This window comes from Reyranella aquatilis, from assembly GCF_020880995.1.
GTDB classification, from domain to species: Bacteria; Pseudomonadota; Alphaproteobacteria; order Reyranellales; family Reyranellaceae; genus Reyranella; species Reyranella aquatilis.
The window spans coordinates 458,213-474,904 of sequence record NZ_JAJISD010000003.1 but is presented as its reverse complement, the minus strand read 5'-3'; the positions used below and the strand labels follow the sequence as shown (position 1 = coordinate 474,904).

The following is a 16,692-nucleotide window of genomic DNA, read 5'->3' as shown; positions in this document are numbered from 1 at the left end:
CCAGACCGGGATGCCGAGCTTGCGGGCCTTGTCGGCGAGGTTCTCCTGGATGCCCGAGCCCGGGAAGACGATGACGCCGATCGGCAGGACTTCCAGGATCTGGTCGTTGCGCTTGAAGGGTGCCGCCTTGGCGTGACGGGTCCAGTTCGGCTTGAAGGGGATGTGCGCTACCTTGCGGTCGTCGGCCCAGCGGGCGGCGATGCGTTCGGCGCCGGTCAGCGAACCGCCGTGCAGCAGGACCATGTCGGGATGCTTGGCGTGGACCTTGTCGAGCATGCTCCAGATCAGGCGATGGTCGTTGCAGTCGGCACCACCGGTGAAGGCGATCTTGGGACCGGCGGGTATCAGCAGCTCCGTGTCGGCCTGGCGGCGGGCGGCGATAAAATCCCGGCTGTCGATCATCGCCGCGGTGAGCGCCCGATGGTTGACCATCGACCCGGTGCGCGGCCGCCAGGCCGAGCCGGTATGGACCTCGAAGCGATCGGCGGCCTGGTCGCGGAAGAGTTCCAGGGCATTGCGGCGTTCGATCAGGGTCAGTCCCTCGGCCACGAGACGCTCCAGCTCGACCGAGCGGACCTCCGAACCGTTCTGTTCCTTCTGGCTGCGGCGCTGAGCCTGCTCATTGGCGTCGAGCTCGCGCTCGATCCGTTGGGTGGCGCGATGGAACAGGTTGACTGTCGACCACAGCAGCTCCTCGAGGTCGGGCTCGAGGCGGGTGTCGGTGAGCGTCGAGACGAACGCATCGAAGATGTCGACAACAGCGCCGGTGATGGTCGGAGCTTCCGGCAACGGTCGGGGATCGGGCTCGTCCTGGAAGGGGCGATGACCATAGAGCTGCAGCTCGGTGAGGACGTGATCGGTCGGGGATGAGGCGTGCGTGGGCTCGAATTCGGGATCGTCGTTGGTTGCCATGATGATGTCCTTTGTCGGATCGGCCGCGCCCATCGCGGCCTTCGTGGGCGTCGACAGACGGCGGGCAGAACGGTCCCGCACCGCGCTTGCGGCCGAAGCGCAGCGGAGGACGGCGGTCCGAGGCTTTCTTGCCTCGCGAGGAATGCCGGCTTCGGCCGGCAGGGGAAGAAAGCCGCAGGCCCGCCGTTGCGGGACCGGGCGGCCTGCCGTCCGATCGCCCCTCTAGAAGGCCGGGGCGCGCTCTCCTCCGATCCGAGGGCAACAGAGCGGCCGGCCAGGAAGCGATTCGCTGTGCCCGTGCTCATCCCGTCGCGGCCGTCTCCAAGGCCAGGAAGCGAACCACGTCCTGCGGGGCGAGCTGCCGACGCACGGATGCTCGGAGTCTTTCCGCTCCCAGGCGGCGGAGATCCTCGTTGAAGTCGTCGAAGCAGGGCAACAGGCTCCCCACCTCGATTCCGGCGGCCTCGGCGCGGTGGCACAAGCTGGCCATCGCAGCATCACCGGCCGGATCGGCGTCGCGTGCGATGTAGAGACGGCGCAAGGTCGGTGGAAGCAGCAGCGCCGCGAGATGGTTGGCCGAGAGCGCGGCGACCATCGGCAGGGTCGGCAGTACGCAGCGCAGCGACAGCATGGTCTCGATCCCCTCGCCGGCGGCCATCACGTCGCGGGCGACGCCGAAGCGGACACCATGCCCGAGGAGATGACCCATGGCCCGTCGCGGCGAGTCGATCGGGGCCTTGTCACGGCCTGAAGGATCGAGCCAAGTGCGATGCGCTCCGGTGATCCTGCCGCCAAGGTCGGTAACGGCCGCGATCAGGGCCGGCCAGGTCTCGGTTGGGCTGTCCTCGTCGGGGCGGTAGTAGCAGCGCGGATGGAAGCGTAGCGGATCTCCATCGGCCACGGTTACGATGCCCCGGCTGTACAGGTACCTTTGCACCAGCGTGCCTGCGATCGGTATGGACATGGCGTAGAGACGTCGTGCGGACTGAGGCGAACCGCGCGGCGCGGGAAGACGATCCTGCCGTGGAGCGAGCTGGTCTGGCGGCAAGGCGAGGAACGCGCGTGCCTCGTCCAGTGTGTCGCGCAGGCGATCAAGACCGCGATTGAGGGCAATGAGGTCTAAAAGATCGCCATGCTCGCCCGTTGCAGCGTCGGTCCACTTGCCGGCGGCGCCCTTGCCATGGTCCGGTCCGCTCAGGCGGACAAACAGGCTGCGGCCTCGGGTATTGGCGACATCGCCGACCAGCCAGTAGCGGCCCTCGCGATGGCCGTTGGAGAGATAGTGACGGCACACCGCCTCGGCGTTGCGCGCGAGGCGGTGTGCCAGGTCGGCGGCGGGCGACGACATGGCTGCCCCTCACGCTGCGCCCCGATCGGCGATGCGCGCGATCGGGTAGCGTTCCATCAGCCCGGCGAGGATCTCGGGGCCATCGGTGTCGGTCGGCACGAACAGGCGCAGCTTCCAGGCGATGATCTCGGAGATGAGGCCCTTCGCCTTGAGCCGGTCGACCATCCCGTCGGTGAATCCGCAGAGTTCGACCCGGAACAGGCCCATGACCCTGGCGCGGCGAAGGGACAACCCGTCCTGCAGCTCGAGGATGGTTCGACCGTCGAGCACGGCGGTCCAGGCGGCGGCCGGTGCGATGCCCACGCCGTCGGCACTGACGGCCTGCGCCACCCAGGCCGGCGAGACCAGCCGGCCGATCACGCGCTCGCCGGTATCCGTCTGGAGCCGATAGACCCGCATCGAATCGTCCGGCAGGCGCTTCCAGATTGGCAGCAGCAGTCCCGTGACGACGTGCAGATCGCTGTCGGTAAAGGCGGGAACCTCGACGAGTTCCCGCTCCCAGGCTTCGGTGAAGGCGACGCGATCGGCCCGTTCCCAGTGCGTCTGGTCCAAGGCCGCCAGGGACATTGCCGTCCGCTCCATCGGACGCAGCAGTCGGACACGGCGTTCGACCTCGCCATCGTCGAGCATGAGACTGGGCGCAGGCACCTGCACCGCCGCCCGGCCGGACTGCGCATTGACCAGCAGCACGGCACGCGGATCGTCCGCGCGATCCAGCGCCTCGGCGAGTGAGAACGGCCGATTGCGTTCCCGCCGGCGGATGGTGAACACCTGGGTCTCCGCGCCGGTCTGCGGATGGACATAGAGCGAGCGCCGGTCGGTAACGACCAGGCTCTCGGCGGTGAGCGTCTCAACGCCGACGTCGTAGGTGCCGGAGGCCTGCGCCCCCTCGATCTTCGCCTGCAGAAGACTCTCAAAGACGCCGAACAGCGTGTTCTGCAGATCGATGGTGAGCGCCAGGAGCCGGTTGAGGAAGGTCGTGATCGCCGGCAACTCCTCGCGCAGGCTGCCGTCCTGGTCGGTCAGATGCAGTCCCGTGGCACTCTCAAAGGCCCCTAGCGAACAGCCCTCGACCTTGCCGGCGAACAGCAGGAGGTAGAGCTGGCGCAAGGCGGCACGGCCATAGGGGGATTCGAGATTGTCATCGGCCCGGAACAGGCCCTGGCCGCCGGTCTGGCGCTGGCCCTTGGTGATGGCGCCCAAGGTGTCGAGCCGCCGGGCGATGGTCGACAGGAAGCGCTTCTCGGCCTTCACATCAGTGGCGATCGGCCGGAACAAGGGCGGCTGCGCCTGATTGGTGCGATTGCTGCGCCCCAGGCCCTGGATGGCGGTATCCGCCTTCCAGCCGGCCTCCAGCAGGTAGTGGACACGCAGGCGCTGGTTCCGGGCTAAAAGGTCCGCGTGATAGGAGCGGCCCGTGCCACCGGCATCGCTGAACACGAGGATGCGCTTGTCGTCATCCATGAAGGCCTGCGCTTCGGCCAGGTTGGCGGAGCCCGGACGGTTCTCGACGCAGAGCCGCTCCTTCTTGCGCACGATCCGCCGCGACCGGCCGGTGACCTCGGCGACCAGGTCGGTGCCGAAGCGTTGCACGATCTGGTCGAGGGCGCCCTGGACCGGCGCAAGCGAGGCCAGCCGCTCGATCAGCCGATCACGGCGCTCGACGGCGTCTCGGCACTGCACGGGCTGGCCGTCACGATAGACCGGCCGCGAGGAGAGGTTGCCCTCGCCGTCCGTGAAGGGCTCGAAGAGCTGGGTCGGGAAGCTGTGCGCCAGATAGTCGAGCACATACTCGCGGGGCGTGATGTCGACCTGAACGTCACCCCAGTCCTCGGTCGGGATGTCGGCCAGCCGGCGTTCCAGCAGGGCCTCGCCGGTGGAGACGATCTGCACGACGGCGGCATGGCCCGCTTCGAGATCGCGTTGCATCGCCCCAATCAATGTCGGCGTCTTCATCGAGGTGATGAGGTGGGAGAAGAAGCGCTGCTTGGCGGATTCGAAGGCCGACCGGGCCGCCGACTTCGCCTGGGCATTGAGCGTCCCGCGCTCGCCGGTGACGTTGGCGGCCTGCAGGGCGGCGTCGAGATTGTTATGGATGACTTGGAAGCCGCCGGCATAGGCGTCGTAAATGCGGACCTGCTCCGGCGTGAGCGCGTGCTCGACCAGCTCGTACGCGACGCCCTCGTAGGACAGCGACCTGGCCGCATAGAGGCCGAGCGCCTTGAGATCGCGGGCCAGCACCTCCATGGCGGCGACACCGCCGGCCTCGATCGCCTGGACGAACTCTGCGCGCGTGGCGAAGGGGAAGTCCTCGCCACCCCAGAGGCCGAGGCGCTGGGCGTAGGCGAGATTGTGCACCGTGGTTGCGCCCGTGGCGGAGACATAGAGGACACGGGCATTGGGCAGCGCATGCTGCAGGCGCAGGCCGGCCCGGCCCTGCTGCGAGGGTGCCTGGTCGCCGCGTTCGCCCTTGCCGCCGGCGGCATTGGCCATGGCATGGCTCTCGTCGAACACGATCACTCCGTCGAAATCCGAACCCAGCCAATCGACGATCTGGCGGACCCGCGAAACCCTTTCCTTGCGCGCGTCGGTGCGTAGCGTGGCGTAGGTGGCAAATAGGACGCCTTGCTCGAGCCGGATCGGGGCGCCCTGGCGGAAGCGGGCGAGCGGCGTCACCAGCAGCCGCTCCATGCCGAGCGCCGACCAGTCGCGCTGGGCATCTTCGATCAGCTTGTCGGACTTCGAAATCCACACCGCCCGTCGGCGGCCTTTTAGCCAGTTGTCCAAAAGGATGCCGGCGACCTGGCGGCCTTTGCCGGCGCCGGTGCCGTCGCCCAGCATCCAGCCACGCCGGAAGCGCACGGCGTTCTCAGCATCGTCGGGCGCGGCCGAGACGACATCGAAGGTCTCATCCGCCACCCACGATCCCGCGAGGTGGCCAGCATGGGCCTCGCCGGCATAGACGACACTCTCGAGCTGGGCATCGGACAGCAGGCCGCCGCTGATGACATTGGCCGGCAGATGCGGCCGATAAGCGGGCTTGGGCGGAGCGACCGAGGCCATCGCCGCGGATTGCACGAGCCTCGTTGGATGGGGCCGCGCGCCGGCGATTCGGATCGACTGTAGCTCGTAGCCTTCATACAGCGCTTCGGTGAGGCTGCCACCCTCGGCGGGCTTCCAGTCGACGGTCTCGTAAGTGAGTTCGGTGCCCGCTCGTTCGAGCGAACTTCCCGCAACGGCGAGCGGCTGTTGTGCGGGCCTGCGGCTCGGTCCGACTGCGACGGGATGGATGAGTGCCGGAAGCGCGACGGCGCCGTCGACAGGCAAGCGCGACGGAACATTCGACATCACCCACTGGAGCAGCGTGGCAGCGTCGGGCGCCATGCCTGGTGATGCCGGAAACGATCTCGGATTGTCGGCGGGTACACGATCGATGACCGTCAACCGAGTCTCGACCGTGGTGCCGTGGCGGGCATAGACATGCCCATCGACAGCAGCGCTAAACACGACGCGGCCGCGCTCTTGCAGGCGGGCGAAGGCCTCGCGCCAGGACGGATGGTCGGGCGAGAGACTGGCGCCGGTGATCGCCACCAGCCGTCCACCGACGGCAAGGCGGGCAAGCGCAGAGGCGACATGGCGCAGGGCGGCATCGGCAACGGCGCCATCGACATGCGCTGCGGCCGAGAACGGTGGGTTCATCAGCACGACGCTCGGTCGCACGGCATCGTCGAGATGGTCATGGATGTGCGCCGCGTCGTAGCGAGTCGTTGCATTACTGGGAAAGAGCTGCCCAAGCAAAGTCGCGCGGGTTTCCGCCAGCTCATTCAGGGCCAGCCGGCTGCCCGCGAGTTCAGCAAAGATGGCGAGCAAGCCCGTACCGGCCGAGGGCTCGAGCACGACATCCGCCGGGGTGATCGCGGCCGCGGTGGCGGCGGCGAATGCGAGCTCGATCGGCGTCGAGAACTGCTGCAGCGCCTGGCTCTCCTCGGAGCGCCTCGTATGGGTGGGCAGAAGCGCCGCGATCTTGCCGAGCAATGACAGTTCGGCAGCCGGCGACCCAGCCCGCGTCCGAATGACCAGGCCGAACTTGCGGAGGAACAGCACGGTCGCCGCTTCACAGGCGTCGTACGCGGTCTTCCAGTCCCAGGCGCCGGCCGCATCGGAGCCGCCGAAGGCCTGCTCCATGGCGGCACGCAGGATGACCGCATCGATGTGACGGCCGCGTTCGACGTGAGGGAGAAGAAGGTGCGCCGCCGCGCCAATACCGGCGGGCAGATCGGCAGAAGCGCAGGCGAGTGAATGCAGCGGCACCTGCGTGGCCGCTGAGATGGAAAGATTCGACATGAGGAGACCTCGAGAGAGCGGGAACGGTCCGAACCAGGGGGCGCTCTCTCTCGGCCCCGCCGGCTCAAACCCGTCCCGGCCGTCCTCTCCCTCTCCCCTTGGGCATCGGAAGTGACGAAGCTCTCAACGAAAAAAGCCCGGCACAGCGGCCGGGCTTCTCCAACGATTGGCGGCGAGAACGCGGGCGGCCGAAGCCGCCCCGCGGGTCGCGGCTATTCGGCAGCGATGGGAGGCGGCTCCGATTCGTCCGTGGCGGCATCCTGGCCTTCGCAGTCGGCGAGGAAAGCGGGAAGCTCCTCCACCGTGTCGGTGGGCGTGTTGGACACGTCCTCGCTGTCGGCGGGCCGCAGCGGTTCGGGCAGCCAGCCCGTGCCGTCCAGCAGCCGCTCGGCCTCCTTCGCCATCTCGGTCTTCTTCAGGTGGTCGATGAGCTGCGCGGCCTGCTCACCCTTGGCCTCCCGCACCGCGTCGAGAATACGGGGCTTGATGACGCGGCCGAGGTAGTTGTCGACGGAGGGCCGCCAGCCGGCTTCCACCATGTCGAGGCCGACGGCGCGGGCGAGCCGGTCGGCCTGGGCGATACGCTGCTGGACACCGTGCGCCGAGACGCCCGGACCGCCATGGCGGTCGCCCTTCTCGTAGAGGGCGTTCACCCCGAACGAGACGCAATGCGCGAGCAATGCGACGCGACGGGTGTCGTCGAGGGCAGCGAGCCAGTCCCAAAGTGCGTCGTCATCCTTGGGCAACTCGGCCTTCCAGGTCTCGTGCCGCGTGGCGACCGCCTTAGCGGAGGGGCTGTCCTTCAGGTCGGCCGCCTGGACGGGGAAAAACACATGCCGCACCGAGGCTTCCAGGCATGCGCCGGGCGCGCTGTGCTGGAAGGTGTCGAGACAGAGCTTGTGCAGCAGCGCAGTCAGGGCGACGCGCGGGTTGTTCGCCACCGCATCGCGCAGGGCCAGCGTGCGGTGGGCCGTCAGTTCACCCACGAGCCGCTCGGGCAGCGGCCTGATGGCGTCGTCGCTGCCGTCGTCGTCATCATCGGGCTCGCCGGCGCCAATGGTGATGACGGTGCGTTGCACGTCGGAAGCGGCAGGTATTGTCCCGCCGGCCTCATGGGTCTCCCCTTCCATCGGCCCTTCGCCGCCGGCTTGCATCGACGGCTCATCCTCCGGCCGGACAAAGCCTCGATCGACTGTAAGCTGTCCGTCGGCGTCGATGCTGACAAACGCGCCGGCGCGCGCGATCTCGGCCGGCTCATAGCGCACGGGCCGGTTCTCGAGGGCCGTAAGCGCTGTCTCGATCTCGCCGAGCCGGGCGTCGACCTCGTCCGGCAGTTCGTCGGCACCTTCGTATTCGCCTTCGAGCTTGGCGTACTCAGCGGTCAGCGCATCGAAGGTCATCTGCTCCTCTGGCGTGAGCTCGAGTGTCACGCCGTCGAGTTGCCGAAGATGGCTCGTGTGGCCATAGCGGAAATCGACGGCCACCTCGATCCACTTCCAGCCTTCGGTGGCGATCGCCTGGGCCTCCGCTGCCAGCTTCTCGGTCGCCAACCGGTCGAGCAAGGTGATGTCCTCAAGCCAGCCGCCGTTGTCGTCCTCGAACAGGTCCCGCAGGATCACGCCACCAGCAGCTTCGTAAGCCTCGGCACCGACGAACCGCGCCCGCCGATCCGAGCCGCGGACGGTGCTCTCGGTGAGCTGGCGCCGGATCAGGTACGGCTCCTTGTCGTAGGATTGCTGAAGCGCCTCCCAGACCTGCTCCTGGCGGGCATGATCGGTGGTGACGGTGAAGGCCATGAGTTGCTCCAGGGTCATGCCGTCCTCGGCGTAAACGTCAAGGAGCTTCTCCGACACGGCGGCCAGACGCAGCCGCTGCTTGACCACGGCCGGCGCGACGAAGAAGCGGGCGGCGATCTCCTCCTCGCCGGCACCCTTGGCGTACAAAGCCTTGAAGGCACGGAACTGATCCAGCGGATGCAGGGCAACGCGCTGGACATTCTCCGCCAGCGAGTCCTCTTCCGCCGACACCTCGACGTTGGGATCGCGCACGATGCAGGGGATGAGCGCCGTCTTCGACAGGCGCTTCTGCCTGACCAGGCGTTCGAGGGCCCGGTAGCGGCGGCCGCCGGCCGGGATCTCGAACTGGCCGGTCTCGGCGCCTTCGGCGTCGACCACCGGCCGGACGTTGAGACTCTGCAGGAGCCCGCGCCGGGCGATGTCCTCGACCAGGTCCTCGACCGAGATGCCCGCCTTCAGACGCCGGACGTTCGACTGGCTGAGCACCAGCTTGTTGAAGGGAATGTCGCGCGAGGCGCTGAGGATGATCTTCTGAACGGCTTTTGCCATGTCGGGATACTCCGCGACGGACGGCCGGGAGACTCTCTCTCGACCTGAAAATCCGTCACGGAAGCCGGCGCAGCCCCCTCCCTCTCGATTGCCGGCAGTGCGGGAACGGAAGGCGTGCCAGCCCGATTTCTCGTTGCGAGGGGCCGTCACCGAAGGCGATGACGCCCTTCCCTCCGGCAACCGAAGGGCGGCTTCGGGAGGCCTCTAACCCCCGTAAGGGGCCGACTAGGGACTCGTTCCGGCAAAGCCGGATGCGCCCATAGCAACCACTGCTCTTTGCTTTCAGTGTGGCACCGTGTTTCAGCGTTTGTTGAAATAAGGGAAATTACTGAAATCCGATTGACAGGATTTCACCACTCCATGTATTTTCAGCGAATGCTGAAAGTGTCCAATTCAGTGAAAGGCCTGGAGCAGCAGGCCGTAAGAGCGCTGACCTCGCTTCTGGAGGAAGTGCCCGCGATCAAAATTCGCGACGTGAGCATCGAGCCAGACGGGCCGGATCGCGGCATCGACATTCTCGCGAGGATCAACGTCTCCGGCCAGCGCTACTCCATCGTTTGCGAAGTCAAATCGAGCGGCCAGCCTCGGCATGTCCGTACGGGCCTGCTGCAGTTGCGTAACTACGTGGCCCATCACGAGCTGGACTCTTTGCCGGTCTTCATCGCGCCCTACCTCTCGGCCGAGGCGCGCGCCCTGTGCCGGGAGGAAAAGGTGGGCTTCCTCGACCTGGAAGGCAACGCACGGCTGGTGTTCGATGGCGTGTTCATCGAACGGCAGGTAGCCAAAAAGCCAGCAGCGGAGCGCCGTGAACTCAGATCCCTCTTCAAGCCGAAATCAGCTCGCATCCTGCGCGTGCTGTTGCGCAACCCAGATCGGGCATGGCGAGTGGCCGACCTTGCCGGCGAGTCCCAGGTCAGCTTCGGACACGTGAGCAATGTGCGGTCGGCACTGATCGACAACGAATGGGCGAAGCTTTCCGAAGGAGGACTCGTTCTCAGCAAGCCCGACGCCCTGCTCGATGCCTGGCGAGAGGCGCACGAATCCCCCGCCGAGCGGCGCGAGGGATTCTATACGACGCTGCATGGCCGGCCGTTCGACGAGGCGGCACGCCAGGCGTTAGGCAGCAACTCCGGGAGCGGGCAGATCGCGCTCGCATCGTTTTCAGCCGCGCAGTGGCTGGCGCCTTATGGCCGGACCTCTACGCACTATTTCTACGCCGAGACGGATGCGATAGACCGATTGAAGAGGGACCTGAAGCTGGCTTCCGCTCAAAAGGGCGAGAATGTCGTGGTCATGGTGCCGAAGGACAGTGGCCTCTTCCTCGACGTTGTCGAACCGGCGCCGGGCGCGATATGCACCAGCCCTGTCCAGACCTACCTCGATCTCGCGCAAGCCGGAGAGCGGGGCCGGGAAGCGGCCGATCATCTGAGACGTGAGAAGCTGTCATGGAAATGACGCCCGGCGAGCCGCAATCGGCGACCGACTATGACGATCGGACCACGGCTGCGGTGAAGTCCGTCCTGGTGGAGATCGGCCAGATCCTCGGCGCCTTCAAAGGCAGGTTCGCCGTGATCGGCGGCGCCGTCCCGTGGCTGCTGCTCGAGAACGACGACATGCCCCATGTCGGCACGCTCGACGTTGATCTCGGCCTTGATGCGGAAGCGTTGGGGGACGGGGAGTACGCCACGCTTGTCGAGGCTCTCCAGGAACACGGATACCGGCAGCGCGAGGGCCTGCGCCGGTTTCAGCTCGCCCGCACCGTTCAGCCGCCCGATGACGGGCCCGCCATTGAGATCATCGTCGACTTCCTGATGCCGCGTGACGCGGAGATCGTGAAGAACAAGCCGCCCCTGATCAGCAACTTCGCGGTGCAGCGTGCAGACGGCGCAGACCTGGCCACGACCTTCTACAAGATGGTGGCGATCGAAGGCCCGATGCCCGAAGGCGGCACCAATCGCGTGGAGGTGGCCGTCTGCTCCATCCCGGCGTTACTCGCCATGAAAGGCCATGCGCTGAACGGCCGGTACAAGCAAAAGGACGCCTACGACATCTACTTCTGCATCCGGAACTACCCGGGAGGTCCCGAGGTGCTGGCTGAGGAATGCAGGGTGATTCTCGCCGAGGGCAGCGGCGAGGCTGGATATCGCTTCATTGACGCAAAGTTCACGACCGTGGATGACTTCGGTCCTACCTGCGTAAAGCAATTCGTTCAGGCGAGTCAGATCCTAGGAGATCGAACGCCGGAGCAGTGGCAGCAGGATGCGTTTGGCCAGGTCGACGCGTGGTTGCGTGGTCTCGGGCTTCGTGGCTAAGCCACAGCCATAGGATCTTCGATATGCAGTGCGGCGGTCCCTGCGACCGACGGCATCTTGCAGTAGTTCACGGCACGCGAACGCTGATGAGAGGCGGCGTTCTTCGCGCCCAAGTGATACGGCGATAGCAGCCGGGCAAAGACAAGCAGTGATTCGCTACGACGCGAAAATGCTACGTGACTAGAGCCAAGCCATGGAGATGAGAATCCAAACTCGCAAGTTAGGTCCAACCTTGGAGCGCGATCCGTGAGTCTTTACGAGCTTGCAGTTCTTGGCGACGCAACAGACGTCCAGCGGTCGCAGCTCGCCACAACCGTGCAAGAGATGGTGACCGACTTCGGTTTGCGTATCGATGTCGACGTCGTGGTCCACGATGGCGGTTCCATCGGTGGTCGCGACCGCCATGCCGCCTTTGCCGCGGTCTACTTCGGTGGAGACCCAAACAAGGACCTCGCGGCCGTCGACGAGCTAATCCAGACGAGCGCACCCATTATTCCAACGATCGCTCGAGGAGCCGAATTCAGTTCGCAGATTCCCAGCCAGTTGTACTTTGCGAACGGGCTGCGGCGCACCGACGACCCCAAGATGACAGCGCTCGCTGCGGCGTTGCTCGAATGTGTCGGTTTGCTGCGGCGTCAGCGACGCGCGTTTATCAGCTATCGGCGCATTGAGTCACGTAATGCAGCGATGCAGCTGCATGATCTGTTGACCTCGCGAGGCTTCGACGTCTTTCTTGATACTCATGATGTGAGGCCGGGAGAGTCGTTCCAAGACGTGCTTTGGCATCGGCTCTGCGACTCAGATGTTTTGGTGATGCTCGATACCCCTACCTATTTCGAGAGCAAATGGACCCGACATGAGATCGGGCGTGCGCGGGCCAAAGAAATCCACGTTCTGCGCATCATCTGGCCCGACCATACGCCGAGCCGGCTGACGGACATGGCCGAAACGATCTATCTGGACAGAGCAGACCTGAGCGGCGCGGACGGACCCATTGTGGAGGCGACCTCAGAGCGCATCGTACTCGCTGTAGAACGGCTGCGAAGCCGAAGCATTGCCTCGCGCTATATGTCGATCACCGGGCGTCTACGCGCCGATGTAGACCGAATTGGTGCCGCGGTCGCCGCCATAGGCTCGCATAGGGCAATCGCGATCAAGCTCCTCGATGACCGGCAAGTGTGGGCTTATCCTATCGTTGGCATCCCGACCGCTGAACTTCTCAATGATGTCGCGGATAAAGCCCGGCGCGCCGACCAGCGCGAGACGCCAATCCTGATCTACGACCATGTCGGTATTTCCGAGGCCTGGGTGACGCACTTGAAGTGGCTCGATGACAACATCAAGTCAGTTCGAGCAGTCAAGGCCTCAGAAATCGGCTGGGCTTTGGCCGCGTGGGAGAGCTGAGCATGGCCGATACCATCTTTCTTTCTGCCAGCGTGCCTGATCCCAGGCGGTCACCTCGATTTGCAGAGACCGCTGATTCAGTCGCCATCACGGCCGCCGTCACAGCTCTGATGTATGTGACGCTCGGGCGACGCATGCTGGTTTGGGGAGGACACCCGGCCATCACCCCGATGATATGGGTTGCTGCGGAGAGCATGGACGTCGACTACGCGACTTGGGTCAAGCTCTACCAAAGCAAATTCTTTGAGGATGACTTTCCGGAGGAGAATGCGCGCTTTGGGAATGTCGTGTTCGTCGATACCGTCGACAACGACCGCGGGACCAGCCTGCGCCTCATGCGCGATCGCATGTTCCGCGAGCAGCAATTCCAGGCAGCGGTGTTCATTGGCGGTATGGATGGCATTCTGGACGAGTATGAACTGTTCCATCGCTACCAGCCTCGTGCCGAAGTTGTTCCGGTTGCCTCGACGGGAGGTGCCGCATTGGAGCTCGCGAATCGGCTTGCGAGTCCTGCCCAGGACCTTCGCGAGGATCTCGATTACGTCGCGCTGTTCCACCGCCACCTGCATATCCAGACGCGGGAGCGACGATTTCGGAAGCCTGTGGACCAGCCGGCGGCGCTGGCCGATCGCCTGTATGACCGCCGCGGCTAGAGCGTGCCTTGCCCGCGGCCGACCGGTCCGGGCCGCATTGAACGATCTCCGCCGCTGCAGGCCGAGCCGGCCGATCGATACAGGCGCTCAAGCCCGCCGGGTTCCGTCGGGTGCCATGCTCTGGGCGCTTTGCTGGAACGCCAAACAGCCTTCCTATCTGTCTGCTGCAGTCGCGCCAGTTCCCCTCGCCGGCGAAGGACAGAAGCTTCAGGAAGCGGGGTTCCAGCCGGCTTCCCGCGCCGCCTGCTCGATGGTGGTGGGGAAATACATCTGCAACAGGCGCCAGTGCTGGCGAAGCGGAAATCGTTGAGACAAAGCGTAGGCGTTCCCTGCCAGGAAGCTCGCAGGGTACTTCGCTGTCGCATTGGAGACGTAGTTCAGGGGCTTGTAGTCGGCGTATTTCGATCCGTCCCACTCCATGATCGCAAACCCGGTGCGATCGTGTGACGGCGCCAGCATCATGTTGTCGAGCGGGTTTGGGCCCCGGCTTGGTGTCGGAGGCGGGCCAACACCGTCGATATCGACAACGATGAACCCGTTGCCACGCTCGAGGCTCTTGGCGATCTCGTAACGGACCCAGTAACTGCGCCATGTGTGCTCGCCCGTAACGACGACCGTCACGCTCGTTCCATCGACCGCGCCGTCGATGGCCCGTTTTATCGCGCCAGGAGTGTTCTTGGCAGCTTCGTAGAGGCTTCGATCCGAGAACGGACGCTTCACGTTGGCGGCGCGCACGACGTCGGAATTGCGCACGATGTTGACCGCCATCACGTCATCGTAGTCGAAACTGAAAAACACGTTCCGGGCCAATGTCAGGTCCTCGACAGAAGGCCAAGCGCGATGAACGAGATTCCGAGAAGCAGCAGCGTGGAACCGTGAACCCCGATCACCGCGCCGGCCTTCAGGCACGGCCAGACCGGCTGCTTGCCGAACACGGAGGCCACATCCATTACGTACGGATCGTCATCGAGCTCACCCTTTCGAACCCGGTCATAGAGTCTTCTGAAAGCGCGCTCGCGGCCGAGATACTGCGCATCCAGGTACCAATAGATGCATACAGCAAGTGCTGCGGCCGCCAGAGCAAGCCAGGCAGGCACTTTGCGCTCGATAAGAACGAGGGCGACGCCCAGCACTGCCGGCGAAAGCGCCTTCAGCGAGAACGCCGCCTTGTCCATCCGCTCGATCGCCTTGCCGATCATCTCCAGATGCTTGACGCGGTCGTACTGAATGTCTGCCATTCGTCTAGTTGACGACGGCTGGCCTGGTGACGGCAATGAGAAAACGCCGGATTCGCCTACCTGCGCCGCTTCTTGCCAGGCCACGGCAGAATGCCGTCCAGCTCGGCAAGGCCTTGTTCTCCCTCTTCGTCGGCTTGCGACCGATCCGTCGAAGGCGGCGGGAGCTCCTCATCCTCGAACCACAGGAGCGCGATCGTCTGGTTCCACTGCTGGAGGTGCCGGGCATCCTCCAGAAGGGTGCCGCCGCGGTCCCATGAGCTAAACCAGAGATCGGCTGCCGTCTCTTCCGGCCCGTCGCACACCCCGCCGCCATGGAGGCGTGCACAGACCGAGCCGGCGGGCAGAGCCATACGAGGCGTGATCCATGCCTTTCCCTGCCGAAGCGTCGTCGACCGCGAGGCATACCGTACGGCGCCCTTCTCCGAGAGCACGAACGCGCAGGGGAAGCCGGCGACCGCGGCAAACCGGGACCCGGCGGCGGTCGTGGAGGTCTCGAATTGGCCGGCCAACTCGTCTATGGCGGCGAGGCTGATATCGGCCTTGTCCACGAAGCGCTTGAAGAGGCCATAGGGCAGCAGGAGTTCTGCGGCGAACACATCGCAGAGGATCTCGTTAAGCGGCCGCTTCGCGTAACTCCACCATGGCAGCTGCTCGTGGTCGGAGGGCAGCCCCAGCACAATGTGGGCGATCTCGTGACAGGCGGTAAACCGCTGACGTTCCGGCCGATCATTGGCATTGACGCAGATGTAGTGTCGGCCGTCCTTCTCGAAGGAATAGCCCGCTTCGTCCGGCCCCAGGCTCTTGTCCTTGCGCAGCACGGCCCCGATCTCGCCTGCATACGCCTCTATGGGCACCGGCACGCCGGTCGGGGCGACCTTGTTGATAAGCGCGCGGGCCTTCAGCACTGTGGAAAGTTCATCCAAGTCCCTCGTCTCCCAGCATGCGCCGTATCCGCTCGATGGCCGTCCTGTAATCCGGCCTGGTCGGGCCCCGGAATGCCATGTTTGCGGCCATTCCGAGTTCTTCAGGCGTCACAGTCTGATCTTCCAGGGCGTATTCCGCCAGTCCGATACTGACGTTGGGATGGCGCGCAAGATATCGCAGCAACTCGCTGTCGCGCTTGGTGGTCTTGAGGGCCCGAGTCAGCCTCGTCAGGGCCTCGTCCGACGGCGCTTCCTTCTCGCCGGTCTCCAACCGGTGGACATAGGCATGATCAATCTTTGCGAGAAGGGCCAGCTCCCGGAGCGATAATCCTCGTCTTTCTCGCAGCTTCCGCAAGAAAACACCGAAGGCAGACTGGGTCATTGCCCCTCCTTGACAGGCGGAATTCCGCTACCTATCTGTTGTCTAATTGGGCAACAGAACCCTGAATAATGGTCAGCATACCTGACCTATCACCGTATATCAGTTTAGGAGTCCGTTGCCCATCTAGACAATGCGCCGCAGCCGCCGAGGTTGCGTCAAGACAGTGACCGGGACGGATGGTGTTTTAACCCCTCTGATTGCAAGGATTAGCTCATGGCCCGCAAGGTCTTCTATTCGTTTCACTTCAAGCGTGATGCCTGGCGCGCCGGCCAGGTTCGCAACTCCAACATGATCGCCAACGATGACGAGTATGGCGTCATTGACTCCGTCGAATGGGAGAAGATCGAGCGTGGCGGCGACGCCGCCATCAAGCGCTGGATCAACGAGCAGCTCGAGTATACGTCCGTCACAGTGGTCCTGATCGGCGCCGAGACGGCAGATCGCGAATACGTCGACCATGAGATCCGCCGGAGTTGGGAGCGGGACAACGCGCTGCTGGGCGTGCGCATCCATGGCGTCAAGAACCAGGATGGCGAAACCGACAATCGAGGTGCCAATCCGTTCGACAACGTCCAGCTTTCGGACGGCACGCGGCTCTCGCAGATCTGCAAGGTCTATGACTGGGTCGCTGACGATGGTCGAGCGAACCTTGGCATCTGGGTCGAGGAGGCCTACGAGGCGCACGAAGCATACAAGGGCGAAACGGTCCTCGAGAAGGCTGAGACGGCCGCCCCTTACATCCGCGAGACACCTGCCGTCGCGCCGACGATCGCTCCCTCGCCGGGACCGGCAGTGATCAGGAACCCCTCGAAGCCGTGGGCGCGGTAGGGG

General features: G+C 64.9%; 13 protein-coding genes. 5 read left to right on the top strand and 8 right to left on the bottom strand.

Translation table 11 applies throughout. From position 1 onward, the window contains the following. The 4 genes from LJ725_RS10395 to LJ725_RS10380 form a co-directional block, all read right to left on the bottom strand. The coding region (locus LJ725_RS10395) for a DUF2493 domain-containing protein (protein WP_230550574.1) at window positions 1-912 on the bottom strand (912 nt) is incomplete at its 3' end. Window positions 913-1,213: 301 nt separating this feature from the next. Beyond that, window positions 1,214-2,260: a DUF7146 domain-containing protein gene (locus LJ725_RS10390; RefSeq protein WP_230550573.1), complete on the bottom strand. Its 1,047-nt coding sequence runs from the start codon at window positions 2,258-2,260 to the stop codon at window positions 1,214-1,216. 9 nt (window positions 2,261-2,269) lie between these two features. After that, on the bottom strand, window positions 2,270-6,604 hold the full coding sequence (locus tag LJ725_RS10385; RefSeq protein WP_230550572.1) for a strawberry notch-like NTP hydrolase domain-containing protein: 4,335 nt from the start codon (window positions 6,602-6,604) through the stop codon (window positions 2,270-2,272). A gap of 212 nt (window positions 6,605-6,816) precedes the next feature. Then, window positions 6,817-8,949 (bottom strand): ParB/RepB/Spo0J family partition protein, encoded by a 2,133-nt coding sequence (locus LJ725_RS10380; protein ID WP_068189293.1) that lies wholly within the window; start codon window positions 8,947-8,949, stop codon window positions 6,817-6,819. A 375-nt stretch (window positions 8,950-9,324) separates the two neighbouring features. Between LJ725_RS10380 and LJ725_RS10375 the strand changes: the two genes are divergently transcribed. The 4 genes from LJ725_RS10375 (at window position 9,325) to LJ725_RS10360 (ending at window position 13,318) form a co-directional block, all read left to right on the top strand. Further along, complete coding sequence (locus tag LJ725_RS10375) at window positions 9,325-10,404, top strand: type IV toxin-antitoxin system AbiEi family antitoxin (protein WP_068189296.1); 1,080 nt, start codon at window positions 9,325-9,327, stop codon at window positions 10,402-10,404. Further along, the gene (locus tag LJ725_RS10370) at window positions 10,395-11,261 is read left to right on the top strand and encodes a nucleotidyl transferase AbiEii/AbiGii toxin family protein (protein ID WP_230550571.1); all 867 of its coding nucleotides are present in this window, start codon (window positions 10,395-10,397) and stop codon (window positions 11,259-11,261) included. Before LJ725_RS10375 ends, LJ725_RS10370 begins: the two co-directional genes overlap by 10 nt. A gap of 246 nt (window positions 11,262-11,507) precedes the next feature. Then, entirely contained in the window at window positions 11,508-12,665 is a 1,158-nt protein-coding gene (locus tag LJ725_RS10365; RefSeq protein WP_068189292.1) for a toll/interleukin-1 receptor domain-containing protein, read from the top strand. Window positions 12,666-12,667: 2 nt separating this feature from the next. Continuing rightward, entirely contained in the window at window positions 12,668-13,318 is a 651-nt protein-coding gene (locus LJ725_RS10360) for an SLOG domain-containing protein (protein WP_068189286.1), read from the top strand. A gap of 207 nt (window positions 13,319-13,525) precedes the next feature. Here LJ725_RS10360 and LJ725_RS10355 read toward each other — a convergent pair whose 3' ends face one another. The 4 genes from LJ725_RS10355 to LJ725_RS10340 are packed head-to-tail and all read right to left on the bottom strand — an operon-like array spanning window position 13,526 to window position 15,861. Beyond that, a complete protein-coding gene (locus LJ725_RS10355; protein WP_068189285.1) occupies window positions 13,526-14,128 on the bottom strand; it encodes a TIR domain-containing protein in 603 nt (200 codons plus the stop codon). 2 nt (window positions 14,129-14,130) lie between these two features. Further along, window positions 14,131-14,556 (bottom strand): hypothetical protein, encoded by a 426-nt coding sequence (locus LJ725_RS10350; protein ID WP_068189284.1) that lies wholly within the window; start codon window positions 14,554-14,556, stop codon window positions 14,131-14,133. A gap of 56 nt (window positions 14,557-14,612) precedes the next feature. Next, a complete protein-coding gene (locus tag LJ725_RS10345; RefSeq protein ID WP_230550570.1) occupies window positions 14,613-15,479 on the bottom strand; it encodes an ImmA/IrrE family metallo-endopeptidase in 867 nt (288 codons plus the stop codon). Next, on the bottom strand, window positions 15,472-15,861 hold the full coding sequence (locus LJ725_RS10340) for a helix-turn-helix domain-containing protein (protein WP_068191921.1): 390 nt from the start codon (window positions 15,859-15,861) through the stop codon (window positions 15,472-15,474). The genes LJ725_RS10345 and LJ725_RS10340 overlap by 8 nt, the downstream gene beginning before the upstream one ends. A gap of 213 nt (window positions 15,862-16,074) precedes the next feature. On the opposite strand from LJ725_RS10340, the gene LJ725_RS10335 reads away from it, so the two are divergent. Continuing rightward, a complete protein-coding gene (locus LJ725_RS10335; RefSeq protein ID WP_082751860.1) occupies window positions 16,075-16,689 on the top strand; it encodes a TIR domain-containing protein in 615 nt (204 codons plus the stop codon). The last annotated feature ends 3 nt before the right edge of the window (window positions 16,690-16,692 follow it).

Bases quoted from the DNA above. Each gene is read 5' to 3' on its own strand.
- LJ725_RS10370 (WP_230550571.1), top strand. From the start codon at position 10,395: ATGGAAATGACGCCCGGCGAGCCGCAATCGGCGACCGACTATGACGAT.
- LJ725_RS10380 (WP_068189293.1), bottom strand. From the start codon at position 8,949: ATGGCAAAAGCCGTTCAGAAGATCATCCTCAGCGCCTCGCGCGACATT.
- LJ725_RS10360 (WP_068189286.1), top strand. From the start codon at position 12,668: ATGGCCGATACCATCTTTCTTTCTGCCAGCGTGCCTGATCCCAGGCGG.
- LJ725_RS10385 (WP_230550572.1), bottom strand. From the start codon at position 6,604: ATGTCGAATCTTTCCATCTCAGCGGCCACGCAGGTGCCGCTGCATTCA.
- LJ725_RS10375 (WP_068189296.1), top strand. From the start codon at position 9,325: ATGCTGAAAGTGTCCAATTCAGTGAAAGGCCTGGAGCAGCAGGCCGTA.
- LJ725_RS10350 (WP_068189284.1), bottom strand. From the start codon at position 14,556: ATGGCAGACATTCAGTACGACCGCGTCAAGCATCTGGAGATGATCGGC.
- LJ725_RS10390 (WP_230550573.1), bottom strand. From the start codon at position 2,260: ATGTCGTCGCCCGCCGCCGACCTGGCACACCGCCTCGCGCGCAACGCC.
- LJ725_RS10340 (WP_068191921.1), bottom strand. From the start codon at position 15,861: ATGACCCAGTCTGCCTTCGGTGTTTTCTTGCGGAAGCTGCGAGAAAGA.
- LJ725_RS10335 (WP_082751860.1), top strand. From the start codon at position 16,075: ATGGCCCGCAAGGTCTTCTATTCGTTTCACTTCAAGCGTGATGCCTGG.